This is a genomic window from Xanthomonas sp. JAI131 (assembly GCF_013410075.1).
GTDB classification, from domain to species: domain Bacteria; phylum Pseudomonadota; class Gammaproteobacteria; order Xanthomonadales; family Xanthomonadaceae; genus Xanthomonas_A; species Xanthomonas_A bonasiae.
In genome coordinates this window covers 273,115-286,243 of sequence record NZ_JACCCN010000005.1, presented here as the reverse complement: position 1 = coordinate 286,243, position 13,129 = coordinate 273,115, and the positions used below count along the sequence as shown (strand labels likewise).

General features: G+C 68.2%; 12 protein-coding genes. 8 read left to right on the top strand and 4 right to left on the bottom strand.

Translation table 11 applies throughout. The features are described 5' to 3' along the window. Positions 1-212: 212 nt before the first annotated feature. A complete protein-coding gene (locus HDC36_RS20805; RefSeq protein ID WP_003465620.1) occupies positions 213-854 on the bottom strand; it encodes a response regulator transcription factor in 642 nt (213 codons plus the stop codon). Further along, on the bottom strand, positions 854-2,047 hold the full coding sequence (locus tag HDC36_RS20800) for a sensor histidine kinase (RefSeq protein WP_179570766.1): 1,194 nt from the start codon (positions 2,045-2,047) through the stop codon (positions 854-856). The genes HDC36_RS20805 and HDC36_RS20800 overlap by 1 nt, the downstream gene beginning before the upstream one ends. Positions 2,048-2,186: 139 nt before the next feature. Here HDC36_RS20800 and HDC36_RS20795 point away from each other — a divergent pair, with 139 nt between their 5' ends. From HDC36_RS20795 to HDC36_RS20775, 5 genes are all read left to right on the top strand, one after another. Then, complete coding sequence (locus tag HDC36_RS20795) at positions 2,187-2,780, top strand: GNAT family N-acetyltransferase (RefSeq protein WP_179570765.1); 594 nt, start codon at positions 2,187-2,189, stop codon at positions 2,778-2,780. Positions 2,781-2,782: 2 nt separating this feature from the next. After that, positions 2,783-3,538 (top strand): septum site-determining protein MinC, encoded by a 756-nt coding sequence (gene minC, locus HDC36_RS20790; RefSeq protein ID WP_179570764.1) that lies wholly within the window; start codon positions 2,783-2,785, stop codon positions 3,536-3,538. Positions 3,539-3,575: 37 nt separating this feature from the next. Beyond that, positions 3,576-4,385 (top strand): septum site-determining protein MinD, encoded by an 810-nt coding sequence (gene minD / locus HDC36_RS20785; RefSeq protein WP_179570763.1) that lies wholly within the window; start codon positions 3,576-3,578, stop codon positions 4,383-4,385. A gap of 2 nt (positions 4,386-4,387) precedes the next feature. Beyond that, complete coding sequence (gene minE / locus HDC36_RS20780; RefSeq protein ID WP_009608870.1) at positions 4,388-4,645, top strand: cell division topological specificity factor MinE; 258 nt, start codon at positions 4,388-4,390, stop codon at positions 4,643-4,645. 258 nt (positions 4,646-4,903) lie between these two features. Beyond that, a complete protein-coding gene (locus HDC36_RS20775) occupies positions 4,904-5,401 on the top strand; it encodes a hypothetical protein (RefSeq protein WP_179570762.1) in 498 nt (165 codons plus the stop codon). 891 nt (positions 5,402-6,292) lie between these two features. Here HDC36_RS20775 and HDC36_RS20770 read toward each other — a convergent pair. Both HDC36_RS20770 and HDC36_RS20765 read right to left on the bottom strand, forming a co-directional pair. Beyond that, positions 6,293-7,585 (bottom strand): HAMP domain-containing sensor histidine kinase, encoded by a 1,293-nt coding sequence (locus HDC36_RS20770; protein ID WP_179570761.1) that lies wholly within the window; start codon positions 7,583-7,585, stop codon positions 6,293-6,295. Next, a complete protein-coding gene (locus HDC36_RS20765; RefSeq protein ID WP_179570760.1) occupies positions 7,575-8,276 on the bottom strand; it encodes a response regulator transcription factor in 702 nt (233 codons plus the stop codon). Before HDC36_RS20765 ends, HDC36_RS20770 begins: the two co-directional genes overlap by 11 nt. Before the next feature lie 307 nt (positions 8,277-8,583). On the opposite strand from HDC36_RS20765, the gene HDC36_RS20760 reads away from it, so the two are divergent. The 3 genes from HDC36_RS20760 to HDC36_RS20750 all read left to right on the top strand — a co-directional run bounded on the left by HDC36_RS20760 (position 8,584) and on the right by HDC36_RS20750 (position 13,127). Then, the gene (locus HDC36_RS20760) at positions 8,584-9,366 is read left to right on the top strand and encodes a phosphatase PAP2 family protein (protein WP_179570759.1); all 783 of its coding nucleotides are present in this window, start codon (positions 8,584-8,586) and stop codon (positions 9,364-9,366) included. After that, positions 9,363-11,048 carry a phosphoethanolamine--lipid A transferase gene (locus HDC36_RS20755; protein ID WP_179570758.1) on the top strand — a complete coding sequence of 562 codons (1,686 nt, stop codon included), beginning with the start codon at positions 9,363-9,365 and terminating at the stop codon, positions 11,046-11,048. Before HDC36_RS20760 ends, HDC36_RS20755 begins: the two co-directional genes overlap by 4 nt. 105 nt (positions 11,049-11,153) lie before the next feature. Next, on the top strand, positions 11,154-13,127 hold the full coding sequence (locus HDC36_RS20750; protein ID WP_179570757.1) for a M2 family metallopeptidase: 1,974 nt from the start codon (positions 11,154-11,156) through the stop codon (positions 13,125-13,127). Positions 13,128-13,129 lie beyond the last annotated feature (2 nt).

Genomic DNA, 13,129 nt, shown 5'->3' with positions numbered 1-13,129 from the left:
GGGCGACACCGCCGATCCGGGCGGCCAGACCATTGCATCCCGAGCGTTGTAACGCCGGGCTGTCGGCCCAGACCGCATCCGGACTCGGCGCGCCTGCCGCTGCGTTCGTCGCGACTGAAGTCGCTCCTACAGGGGGCTGGCGCGGCACCGGTGCGCGCGAACGCCCGACGCCGACACCCGGCGCGCTGCGCCGGGCCGGGCATCCTGTCCCGTCAGACCAACTGCAGCTCGAACGCCTTCAGTACCGCCCGGGTGCGGTCGCGCACGCCCAGCTTGGACAGGATGTTGGACACGTGGTTCTTGATCGTGCCCTCGGCCACGCCCAGCGAGTTGGCGATCTCCTTGTTGGAGAAGCCACTGGCCATCAGCCGCAGGATCTCGGTCTCGCGGTCGGTCAGCGGGTCGGGCCGGTCCAGGCTGACGAAGTCGTTGCGCATGTGCTCCAGGCCCGACAGCAGGCGCTGGGTCACCGCCGGCTGCACCAGCGATCCGCCGGCGGCCACCGCACGGATCGCGCCGACCAGTTGTTCCAGCGACACGTCCTTGAGCAGGTAGCCCTTGGCCCCGGCCTTGAGCCCAGCCAGCACCAGCTGGTCGTCGTCGAAGGTGGTCAGGATGATGGTCGGCGGCAGCGTGCCGTTGCGCGACAACATCTGCAGCGCCTCCAGCCCGGACATCGCCGGCATGCGCATGTCCATCAGCACCACGTCCGGCTTCACCTGCGGGATCAGCTCCACCGCCTGGCGGCCGTCGTTGGCCTCGGCGATCACCTCGATCCCGCCGTCCAGCGCCAGCAGCGAGCGGATTCCCTGCCGCACCAGGGTTTGGTCGTCGACCAGGCAGACACGGATCATCACAACACTCCTTGTGAAACGGCGGGCGGCAGCAAGGCGGCCGCGCTCGGGACCGAAGCGCGCAGGCGGAAGCCCGTGCCCTGCGGCGCATCGATTTCCAGGCTGCCACCATACTGGCTCAGCCGCTCGCGCATGCCGCGCAGGCCGTTGCCGGGCAGCAGGGCCTCGCAGCCGCGGCCATCGTCGTGGGCCCGGATCACCACCTGCGGGCCGTCGCGGCGCACCTGGATCCACAGGTTGTCGGCCTGCGCGTGGCGCACCGTGTTGGTGATGATTTCCTGGGTGCAGCGCAGCAGGACATGCGCGCGCTCCGGATCCTCGACGGTCAACGGCTCGTCCACCTGCAGGTGGATCCGCAGCGACGGCACCCGCTCGACCAGCGGCCGCAGCGCCGCGGCCAGGTCGATCGCGCCGCTGTCGCGCAGATGGCTGACCGCCTCGCGCACGTCGGTCAGCAGCAGCTTGGCCAGGGTATGCGCCTGGTGCACATGTTCCTGCGCGCGGCCCTCGGTGATGTGGCCGGCCACTTCCAGGTTCAGGCTCAGCGCGGTCAGGTGGTGGCCGAGCAGGTCGTGCAGTTCGCGCGAGATGCGGGTGCGCTCGTTGACCCGGGCGCTTTCGGCCAGCAGCGCGCGGGTGGCGCGCAGCTCGGCATTGAGCTGGCGCTGCTCCTCGCGGGCCTGGGCCTGCTGCCGCGCGACCAGGCTGGTGACGAAGATGAACATGGAGAAGCCGCCGTACAGCAGCGACTGCATCAGCGCGTCGAACAGCGGAAAGCCGACCAGCAGGTAGTAGACCGGCAGCACCGCCAACTGGCTCAGCACCAGCCACAGCACGCCGATCCGCACCGGCAGCAGCCACGGGATCACCCCCGCCGCCACCATCATCAGGATGCTGCCCAGCCCGCTTCCGGTCAGATAGCTGACCGCCAGCGCGCAGACGGTCAGCAGCAGCAGGATCAGGCGATCGTACCAATGCGCGTGGCCGCCGCTGCCCAGCCCGCGGGTCAGCCAGTAGTAGCTGCCGCCGAAGGCGATGAAGAAGCCGGACATCATCGCCGCCTCCCAGCCGCCCCGCCGGTTCACGCCCTCCTCCGGGATCCAGTAGGTGTAGACCAGCGGCATGGCGATCATGGCCCAGGTGAACAGGCCGGCGAAGCGCAGGACGCGGGTATGGCTGAGGTTTCCCAACATGCATGCATCTTAGGATGAACGGCGCGCAATGCACTCCCACGGAAGTCATGCATGCGCGGCTCGCCGCCCCGGGCCACGCGTGCGATAATCCGGCTGGCGGTCCGCATCTGGCCGCGCGCGCATCAGCAACGGAGTCCCAATGTCGATCGTCATCCGCGACGTGCGCGAGCACGAGCTCGATTCGGTCCTGGCCCTGAACAACAACGCCGGACTGGCGATCCTGCCGCTGGATTCGGCCAAGCTGCACCGCTTCTACGAGACCGCAGAGTACTTCCGCGTCGCCGAGCGCGACGGCAACCTGGCCGGCTTCCTGGTCGGCTTCGGCGGCGACAGCGATCACGACAGCAGCAATTTCGCCTGGTTCCGCGAGCGCTATCCGGCCTTCTTCTATATCGACCGCATCGTGGTGGCCAGCCGCCGCCGCGGCGGTGGCGTCGGCCGCGCGTTCTATGCCGACGTGCAGAGCTACGCCGAGCTGCGCTACCCGCAGCTGGCGTGCGAGGTTTTCCTGGACCATGGCGCGGACGCGGCGCTGCTGTTCCACGGCAGCTTCGGTTTCCGCGAAGTGGGCCAGAACACGATGAACGAGGTGGAGGTGCGTGCCAGCATGCTGTTGAAGGATCTGTGCAGTTACGCCTGGGTTCGCGAGACCTACGGCGAGCAGTTGCCCGACCTGCCCTGGGTCGGCCATGCCCGTCGCCTGCAACGGGCCCAGCGCCCGACCGGGACCTGAGCGTGTCGTCGGTGAATCTGGATTTCGAGCAGGCAGGCGAACTGAAGATCGGCCAGGTCGGCATCGCCAACCTGCGCATCCGCACCCTGGACGTGGCGCGCCTGACCCAGGAAATGCGCGAGCGCGTGCAGCGCGCGCCCAAGCTGTTCGGCCGCGCCGCGGTCATCATCGATTTCGGCGGCCTGGCGCAGACGCCCGACACCGCCACCGCGCGCGCGCTGCTGGAAGGCCTGCGCGCCGCCGGCGTGCTGCCGGTGGCGCTGGCCTACGGCACCCGCGAGACCGAACAGCTGTCCGAGGCGCTGGGCCTGCCGCTGCTGGCCAAGTTCCGCGCCCAGTACGAGCGCATCGACGGCGGCGCCCCCGCCGCCGCGCCCGCCCCGGTCTCGCCGCCGCCCCCGCCGCCGCCCGCCCCTGCGGCGCGCCCGCAGCCGGGCCGCATGCAGAGGACCGCGGTGCGCTCGGGCCAGCAACTGTATGCGGAGAACTGCGACCTGACCGTGGTAGCCACGGTCGGCGCCGGCGCCGAAGTGATCTCCGACGGCAGCATCCATATCTACGGCAGCCTGCGCGGGCGCGCGCTGGCCGGCGCGCAAGGCAATACCGAGGCGCGGATCTTCTGCCGCGACTTCCATGCCGAACTGGTCGCCATCGCCGGCCACTACAAGGTACTGGACGATATTCCCAAGGAACTGCGTGGCAAGGCCGTCCAGGTCTGGCTGGAGCAGGACCAGATCAAGATCGCCGCGCAAGATTGACGCGGCCCTACAACCGAACGTATCAGGAGACATTCCTTTGGCTGAAATTATCGTAGTCACCTCCGGCAAGGGCGGCGTCGGCAAGACCACCACCAGCGCGAGCCTGGCCTGCGGGCTGGCGCGACGCGGCAAGAAGGTCGCCGTGATCGACTTCGACGTGGGCCTGCGCAACCTCGACCTGATCATGGGCTGCGAGCGCCGGGTGGTGTACGACTTCGTCAACGTGGTGCACGGCGAGGCCACGCTCAAGCAGTCGCTGATCAAGGACAAGCGCTTCGACAACCTGTACGTGCTGGCTGCCTCGCAGACCCGCGACAAGGACGCGCTGACCCAGGACGGCGTGGAGAAGGTGCTCAAGGACCTGGTCGCCGAAGGCTTCGAATACATCGTCTGCGATTCGCCGGCCGGCATCGAGAAGGGCGCGTTCCTGGCGATGTACTTCGCCGACCGCGCCGTGGTCGTGGTCAACCCGGAAGTCTCTTCGGTGCGCGACTCCGACCGCATCATCGGCCTGCTCGACTCCAAGACCCGCAAGGCCGAGGAAGGCAAGACCGTGCCGGCGTTCCTGCTGCTGACCCGCTACAGCCCGGGCCGGGTGGAAGGCGGCGAGATGCTCAGCATCACCGACGTGGAGGAAGTGCTGGGGCTGAAGGCGATCGGCGTGATCCCCGAATCCGGCGACGTGCTCAACGCCTCCAACAAGGGCGAGCCGGTGATCCTGGACGGCGAGTCACCGGCCGGCCAGGCGTACGACGACGCCGTGGCCCGGATCATGGGCGAAGAGCGCCCGATGCGCTTCATCTCCGTGGAGAAGAAGGGCTTCTTCACCAAGTTGTTCGGAGGGTGAGCATGGGACTATTCGACTTCCTCAAGGCCAAGAAGAACACCGCCGAGACGGCCAAGAACCGCCTGCAGATCATCATCGCGCAGGAACGCAACCACCGCGGCGGCCCGGATTACCTGCCGCTGCTGCAGCGCGAACTGCTGGAAGTGATCAAGAAGTACGTCAACATCGACGCCGACGCGGTCAAGGTGGACCTGGTCAAGGACGGCGAACACGACGTGCTCGATATCTCGGTGGCATTGCCGGAAGGGCCGACGCCCTGAACCGGGCAGCGCGCTGCGGTCGTGGATAGCGACCGTGGCGCGCAGCCTGCGCCGCGTTGTTCGGTGGTGTGTTCGACATAACGTCCCACGAAAATGCACTGCGGCACCCGAAATGCGCCATGGTTGCGTGCACCACCCCAGCTGCGCTCACCGAACGCACGAGTTCGAGCGGCATGGCAGTCGCGCTGTCGGCCGGCCCAACCGCCGCCAATGCGCTGCCGATTGCCTCTCGCACCGCCTCTCCTTCCCGACCTCACGATGCAGACCGACGACTCCCGCTCCGCACCCGCTGCCGAGGTCCTGACCGTCGGCGCCATCGGCCTGGACGCGCCGCGCGCGCTGCTGGCCCGGCATGGGCTGATGCTGCACCGGGTCGCCGACGGCGCCAAGATTCCCGGCAGCTACTGGGGCGAACCGGAAGCCGGCGTGATCGCCAGCGACGTGTACGTGCGCGACGACACGCCGGTGCACTCGCTGTTGCACGAAGCCTGCCACCTGATCGTGCTGCCGCCGGAACGGCGTGCGCTGGTGCATACCGACGCCACCGACTCGGTCGAGGAAGAGGACGCCACCTGCTACCTGCAGATCGTGCTGGCCGACGCGCTGCCCGGCGTCGGCAGCGCGCGGCTGATGGCCGACATGGATACCTGGGGCTACACCTACCGGCTGGGTTCGACACGGGCCTGGTTCGAACAGGACGCCGAAGACGCGCGCGCCTGGCTGATGCAGCGCGGACTGTTGCCGCAGCAGGCCTGAGGCCCGCGCAAGCAATCTCTCGACTTCCGAATTCTTGCAGGAGCGGCTGCAGCCGCGACGAACGAAACATGATGCCAACCAGCTACGCATGCAGTCGGGACTGAAGTCCCTCCCACAGTGCACCCAGCCACTCTGCCGCAGGCCACTGTAGGAGCGGCTTCAGCCGCGACGAACGAAGCAACGATACCAACCGGCCACGCATGCAGTCGGGACTGAAGCCCCTCCCACAGTGCACCCAGCCAATCTGCCGCAGGCCACTGTAGGAGCGGCTTCAGCCGCGACGAACGAAGTACCGATGCCAACCGGCTACGCATGCAGTCGGGACTGAAGTCCCTCCCACAATGCACTCAGCCAATTCGCCGCAAGCCACTGTAGGAGCGGCTTCAGCCGCGACGAACGAAACACGGATGCCAACCGGCCACGCATGCAGTCGGGACTGAAGTCCCTCCCACAGCGCACCCAGCCAATCTGCCGCAAGCCACTGTGGGAGCGGCTTCAGCCGCGACGAACGAAGCACCGATGCCAACCGGCCACGCATGCAGTCGGCATTGAAGCCCCTCCCACAATGCACCCAGCCAATCTGCCGCAAGCCACTGTAGGAGCGGCTTCAGCCGCGACGAACGAAGCACCGATGCCAACCGGCTACGCATGCGGCCGGGACTGAAGTCCCTCCCAGAGTGCACCAGCCAATCTGCCGCAGGCCACTGTGGGAGCGACTTCAGTCGCGACGAACGAAGCGGGATAGCGCACAGACTTCGGATGCCATCAGGGCACGGATGCCAACCCGGCTGCGGACGCAGTCGCGGCTGAAGCCGCTCCTACAGGTTGCGCTACAGGTTGCGCGGCCAGAGCCGCGATGCCGATGCCGCTTCGGGCAAGAGCGGCAACGCGCTACGCCGCGCCGCCGTCCTTCAATGCCGGACTCAGGTCCAATGTCGCCCGCGTGCCCTGCCCTGCATCCGAATCCAGTTGCAGCGACCAGCCCAGGTGTTCGCACAGCCGCGCGATCAGGTCCAGGCCGATGCCGCTGCCCTCGCGGCCGCCGCCGCGCGCCATGCGCATGTAGATCGCGCTGATCTCTTCCGGCGCCATGCCGTGGCCGGGGTCGTCGATGCGTACCACGCCCGGCGCCGGCATCGCGATCTGGATCACGCCCTGGTCGCTGTTCTCGATGGCGTTGCGCAGCAGGTTGCCGATCGCCGCCTGCACGATCGCCAGCGGCGCCAGCACCTCGCACGGCGGCAACGGCGCCAGCACCAGTTCCAGGCGCTTGTCGGCGCACAGGTGGCGATGGTCCTCGACGATGTCCGGCAGCAACTGGTCCAGCCGCACCAGGTCGCTGCCGCGCGCCAGCCGCGCCGGATCCTTGGCCAGCACCAGCAGCAACGAAATCAGCTGGCCGACGCCGCTGGCGGTGCGGCGGATGCGCAGTAGCTGGTTGCGCGCGCTGGGCGGGATGTCGGACTGCTCCAGCGCCAGTTCGGCGGCGCCGCCGATCACCGCCACCGGCGTGCGCAATTCATGGCTGGCGCTGTCGATGAAGGCGCGCTCGCGCTCGACGAACAGGTCGTTGCGCAGCAGGTAGTCGTTCAACGCATCGGCGATCACCACCTGTTCGGCGCTGGCGCGCGGATGCACTTCGATGCGCTGGCCCGGCCGGTCCGGGCGCAGGCTGCCGATGCGTTGCGCCATGTCGGTGAGCGGCTGCACCACCCGGCCCAGGCCCCAGGCCACCAGCGCGCCGAGCAGCAGCACCGCGATCACGTTGGACAGCAGCATCCACAGCGCCAGGTTCTCCTCGTGCTTCTGCAGCTCGGTGATGTCCAGCGACAGCGCCAGGCGGCGGCCGCGCACGTCCTGCACCAGCACCACCTTGTCGCGGCCTTCCAGCGGCACGTCGTCGTGCAGGCCCGGCGCCAGCGCCGCCACCGCCGGCGGCAGCGGCTCGCCGCCTTCGTCGCCGTACAGGCTCACGGTGCGGGTGTCGATCCAGCGGTAGTCCGGATCGACCGCGCTGCGCGCCAGGAAATGTTCCAGCTCCGAGCTGAGCAGCGAACGCCAGGTCAGTTGCTCGGCCTGGTCGTTGACGATGTAGCCATGCACGAACACCGCCAGCGACAGCAGCGCCGCATAGCCGACCAGCCACAGGGTGATGCGCTGCCGCAGCCCGGTCCTACGCGGCATGCTCTTGCTCGTGCGGATCCACCACCGCAAGCCGGTAGCCGATGCGCGGTAGGGTGTGGATCAGCTTGGTCGCGAACGGGCCATCCACGCTGCGCCGCAGGTCGTAGATATGCGAGCGCAGCATGTCGCCGTCCGGCGGCTCGTCGCCCCACAGCGCCTGCTCCAGACGATCGCGGGTGACCGCGGCCGGGCTGGCCTGCATCAGCACTTCCAGCAGCTTGCGGCAGGCAGGATACAGGTGCAGGGTGCGGCCGCCGCGGGTCGCCTCCAGCGTGCCCAGGTCCAGCTGCAGGTCGCCCACGCGCAGCAGCTTGCTGCGGCCGCGGCCCTGCGCGCGCAGCAGCAGCGCCTCCAGCCGCACTTCCAGCTCCGGCAGCGCGAACGGCTTGGTCAGGTAGTCGTCGGCGCCGGCGCGGAAACCGGCGATCTTGTCAGGCAGTTCGTCGCGCGCGGTGAGCATGATCACCGGCACCTCGGCGCGGTGCTGCTCGCGCATCGCGCGCAGCACCTGCGGGCCGTCCAGACGCGGCAGCATCCAGTCCAGGATCACCGCATCGTAGTGCTGGGTGGTGGCCAGGTGCAGGCCGGTGACGCCGTCCGGCGCCGCGTCCAGGGTGTGGCCGCGCACCTCGAAATAATCGAACAGGTTCGCGACCAGGTTCCGGTTGTCCTCTATCACCAACAGCCGCATGGCACTCGCTCGCATTCCGGGACGACGGGGGGATGGGCGCCATGCTAGCGGATGCGCGTCGGAACGCGGTCGGAACGCTGCGTCTCTGCGGGCCACGCTGGGCGACCCTGACCCACGCATCGCCTTCACCGCGCGGCTCGGCATGCGGCATCGCAGCAATGACGCCGATTGGGATACGCATCCAGTGCTGCAGAAATACAACTGCAGCTGAAGCCCGCAGCGCCGCTACCTTCACAGTCCGACCACTCTCCGACACGGGCACGGTGACCATATCCACTCTTACCGTCCCAGGCTGCGTCTGCAGACTATGCATAGTCCGTCCCTTGGCATGCCCACCGTGAGCGCAAGCAATCCGAGCGCGCATGGCCATTTCTATCTGTCCCACGCCCTGCTGCCGCTGGCCGCGACGCTACTGGCCAGCACCGTGCTGATGGGCCTGGGCGGGGATTTCTGGTTCGCCGACCTGCTGTACCGCTGGGAAGGCGGCCACTGGGCGCTGAAGAACGCGGCGCTGACCCGCAGCCTGATCCATCACGACGGCAAGCTGCTCAGCACCGTGGCCTGGGTGGCGACCGCCGCCCTGGCGGCCTGGGCCTGGCGCCGCGCCGACGGCCAGCGCTACCGGCTGCCGCTGCTGTATCTGGCGCTGGCGGTGGCGTTGAGCACCGGCGTGGTATCGCTGCTGAAGTCGCTGACCCACATGGACTGCCCGTGGGACCTGAGCCGCTACGGCGGCCGCCTGCCGTACATTGGCCTGTTCGAGGCGCGGCCGGCCGGCATGCCGCATGCGGCCTGCTTCCCGGCCGGGCATTCCAGCGCCGGCTATGCCTGGGTGGCGCTGTACTTCGTCGCGCTGGCATTGAAACCGGCCTGGCGCTGGCCGGCGCTGGCGGTCGGGCTCGGCGCCGGGCTGCTGTTCGGGTTCGGCCAACAGCTGCGCGGCGCGCACTTCCTGTCCCACGATCTGTGGACGCTGTCCCTGAGTTGGTGCGTGGCCCTGGGCCTGTACCGTGTTTTGCTGTGGCGGCCGCAGGTTTCGGCCCGATCCATGCATCTCCCCTTGCCTGTCGTGAAGGAAAGTCGCGCATGAGCGTTTCGCTGCCGCATCCCGGCACCCATTCCAAGACCCGCTGGTGGAGCTACCGCCCGCTGCTGAGCAACGAGACCCTGGCGCTGGCCGCCAGCGCGTTCTTCGCCCTGGCCTGCAACGACATGTTCTGGCGCAGCGCGATGAGCGGCCACCCCGGCGACCTGAAGCTGGGCGTGTCGCTGTTCCTGCTGCTGCTGTCTGTGCACGGGCTGCTGCTGGGCCTGCTGCTGTGGCGCGGCGTATCCAAGCCGCTGCTGAGCGTGCTGCTGCTCACCACCGCGTTCGCCACGCACTACATGAACAGCTATAGCGTCTATCTGGACGCGGACATGCTGCGCAACGTGCTGGCCACCGACCACAAGGAATCGCGCGAACTGATGACCCCGGCGCTGATCGCGCCGCTGCTGTTCTACGCTGCGCTGCCGATCCTGGCGCTGTGGCGGCTGCGCCTGATCCGGCGTTCGCCAGGCAAGGCGCTGGCGATCCGCGCCGGCTTCCTGCTGGCGATGCTGGCGCTGGGCGGCGTCGGCGCGATGCTGTCGTTCCAGGATCTGTCTGCGATGATGCGCAACCATCGCGAGATCCGCTACCTGGCCACGCCGATCAACTATCTGGTCGCGTTGCGGCAGAACCTCAAGTCCGACAGCCCCACGCACAAGGCGCCGAAGCTGCCGCTGGAACACGATGCGATCGCCACGCCGCGCGCGTCCGGCAGCAAGCCGCGCTTGCTGGTCGTCGTGCTGGGCGAAACCGCGCGCGCGCAGAACTGGGGCCTGAACGGCTACGTGCGCCAGACCACGCCGCAGCTGGCGCAGCTGGACGTGATCAACTTCCCCGACATGCATTCGTGCGGCACAAGCACCGAGGTCTCGGTGCCGTGCATGTTCTCCCCGTTCGGCCGCCACGACTACAACGAAGGCAACATCCGCAAGCACCAGTCGCTGCTGCACGTACTCGAGCACGCCGGCATCGCCACGCTGTGGCGCGACAACCAGTCCGGTTGCAAGGGCGTGTGCGATGGCCTGACGATCCAACGCCTGGACGACGCCAAGGACCCGCAGCTGTGCAAGGACGGCCGCTGCATGGACGAGATCCTGCTGCAGGACCTGGCCACCCAGGTGCGCGCCAAGCCCGGCGACCGTGTGGTCGTGCTGCACCAGCTCGGCAGCCACGGCCCCAGCTATTTCGAACGCTATCCGGCCGGCTTCCGACGCTTCACGCCGACCTGCGACACCGCCGACCTGGGCCACTGCGAGCGCGACCTGATCGCCAATGCCTACGACAACTCGCTGCTGTACACCGACCACCTGCTGGCGCGCACCGTGTCCACGCTGGAAGCGATGCCCGATTACGACACCGCGATGATCTACCTGTCCGACCACGGCGAATCGCTGGGCGAGAAGGGCCTGTACCTGCACGGCGTGCCGTATGCGATCGCCCCGCAGGAGCAGACCCACGTGCCGATGGTGATGTGGTTTTCGCCCGGCTTCGCCAGCGACCGCGGCCTGGATCTGGCCTGCGTGCGTGCGCGCTCGCGCCAGTACGCCGACCAGGACAACCTGTTCCCGTCGGTGCTGGGCCTGATGCAGGTCAAGACCGGGGTCTACGAACGTTCGCGCGACCTGTTCGCGCCCTGCACGGGTAGCGGCAGCGCAATCGCCGCCGGCGCCGGAAGCCGCTAAGCGACGGCGGTGGCGGCGCGCCGCCTGCGCAGTCGGCGGGGCGGCCCTTGCGGCGGGCGGGGCGGACCACTAGCCTCGTCGCATTCGTCACCGAAGGGATCCGCCGTGAACCACCGCCCTCTGCTGCTTGCGCTGTGCATCGGCGCGAGCGTGCTTGCGCTGTCCGCGTGCCGCAAGGAAGCGACCACCGAACCCGACACCGCGCCGGCGCCGGCCGCGCCCGGCGAGAGCGCCGACCAGTTCGTCGCCCGCATCAACGAGGAATACCGCGCGCTGCTGCCGGAGCTGACCTCGGCGCAATGGCTGTCGATCACCTACATCAACGGCGATTCGGAGCGGCTGGTATCCAAGGCCAACGAGCGCTGGCTGACCACGCTCAACGGCTGGATCGCGCAGGCCAAGCGCTACGAAGGCAAGCCGATGTCCGTCGACAGCGCGCGTGCGCTGCAGCTGCTGAAACTGATGACCGCGATGCCGGCGCCACGCGACCCGGCCAAGCTGGCCGAACTGGCCACGCTGGCCTCGAAGATGGAAGGCGCCTATGGCGCGGCCGCCTATTGCACCGGCGAAGGCGACGCGCGCCGCTGCCGGCAACTGGGCGAACTGGAGGACGTGCTGCGCCGCAGCCGCGACTACGACCAGCAGCTCGACGCGTGGCAAGGCTGGCACGGCACCGCGCAGCCGATGCGCAAGGACTACCAGCGCTTCGTCGAACTGGTCAACGAAGGCGCGCGCGAGATGGGCTACGCCGACACCGGCGCGATGTGGCGCAGCGGCTACGACATGCCGCCGGCGCAGATCGCCGCCGAGACAGACCGGCTGTGGGCCCAGGTCAAGCCGCTGTACGAGCAACTGCACTGCTACACCCGCGGCAAGCTCGACGCCGAGTACGGCAAGGACAAGGGCGAGGTCGCCGGCGGCCTGCTGCCCGCGCACCTGCTCGGCAACATGTGGCAGCAGGACTGGAGCAATCTGTGGGACCTGCTGCAGCCCTACCCTGGCGCCGGCAGCCTGGACATCACCGACACGCTGGAGAAGCAGTACCAGAGCAACCTCGGCGCGGCGCTGGCGCGGCGCAATGGCGACACCTCGCCGGAAGCGCGGTTCATGGCCCAGCGCGACGCGCAGCTGCAGAGCGCCAAGCAGATGACCGAGCGCGCGCAGGATTTCTACACCTCGCTGGCGATGCCCAAGCTGCCCGACAGCTACTGGGCGCGCAGCCAGTTCATCAAGCCGCTGGAGCGCAACGTGGTCTGCCACGCCAGCGCCTGGGACATGAACATGGCCGGCGACGTGCGCACCAAGATGTGCATCAAGCCGAACGAGGAAGACTTCACCACCATCTACCACGAGCTCGGCCACATCTATTACGACCTTGCCTACAATCCCCTGCCGCCGCTGTTCCAGGGCGGCGCCAACGACGGTTTCCACGAGGCGATCGGCGACACCATCGTGCTGGCGATGACCCCGCAGTACCTGCATTCGATCGGCCTGGTCGAAGCGCCGCAACTCAGCCGCGAAGCACTGATCAACGCGCAGATGCGCATGGCGCTGGCGAAGGTGTCGTTCCTGCCGTTCGGGCTGATGATCGACCGCTGGCGCTGGGGCGTGTTCGACGGCTCGATCGCGCCGGAGCACTACAACCAGGCATGGTGGGAACTGAAGGCCAAGTACCAGGGCGTGGCTCCGCCGACGGCGCGCGGCGAGGACTTCTTCGATCCCGGCGCCAAATACCACGTGCCCGGCAACACCCCGTACACGCGCTACTTCCTGTCGCACATCCTGCAGTTCCAGTTCTACAAGGGCCTGTGCGACGCGGCTGGCTACAAGGGCCCGCTGTACGAGTGCACCTTCTACGGCAACAAGGAAGCCGGGCAGAAATTCTGGTCGATGCTGCAGCGTGGCGGCAGCCAGCCCTGGCAGCAGACGCTGAAGGAACTCACCGGCAACGACAAGCTCGACGCCGCCCCGCTGCTGGAATACTTCGCGCCGATGCAGGAGTGGCTCAAGCAGCAGAACCAGGGGCAGATGTGCGGGTGGGAGGCGCCGAAGGCGGTGCAGGCGGCAGGGCAAAAGTAAAT

What these genes read in the sequence shown, in the direction of transcription:
- HDC36_RS20805 (WP_003465620.1), bottom strand. Translation starts at nt 854, where the DNA reads ATGATCCGTGTCTGCCTGGTCGACGACCAAACCCTGGTGCGGCAGGGA.
- HDC36_RS20800 (WP_179570766.1), bottom strand. Translation starts at nt 2,047, where the DNA reads ATGTTGGGAAACCTCAGCCATACCCGCGTCCTGCGCTTCGCCGGCCTG.
- HDC36_RS20795 (WP_179570765.1), top strand. Translation starts at nt 2,187, where the DNA reads ATGTCGATCGTCATCCGCGACGTGCGCGAGCACGAGCTCGATTCGGTC.
- minE (WP_009608870.1), top strand. Translation starts at nt 4,388, where the DNA reads ATGGGACTATTCGACTTCCTCAAGGCCAAGAAGAACACCGCCGAGACG.
- HDC36_RS20775 (WP_179570762.1), top strand. Translation starts at nt 4,904, where the DNA reads ATGCAGACCGACGACTCCCGCTCCGCACCCGCTGCCGAGGTCCTGACC.
- HDC36_RS20770 (WP_179570761.1), bottom strand. Translation starts at nt 7,585, where the DNA reads ATGCCGCGTAGGACCGGGCTGCGGCAGCGCATCACCCTGTGGCTGGTC.
- HDC36_RS20765 (WP_179570760.1), bottom strand. Translation starts at nt 8,276, where the DNA reads ATGCGGCTGTTGGTGATAGAGGACAACCGGAACCTGGTCGCGAACCTG.
- HDC36_RS20760 (WP_179570759.1), top strand. Translation starts at nt 8,584, where the DNA reads ATGCATAGTCCGTCCCTTGGCATGCCCACCGTGAGCGCAAGCAATCCG.
- HDC36_RS20755 (WP_179570758.1), top strand. Translation starts at nt 9,363, where the DNA reads ATGAGCGTTTCGCTGCCGCATCCCGGCACCCATTCCAAGACCCGCTGG.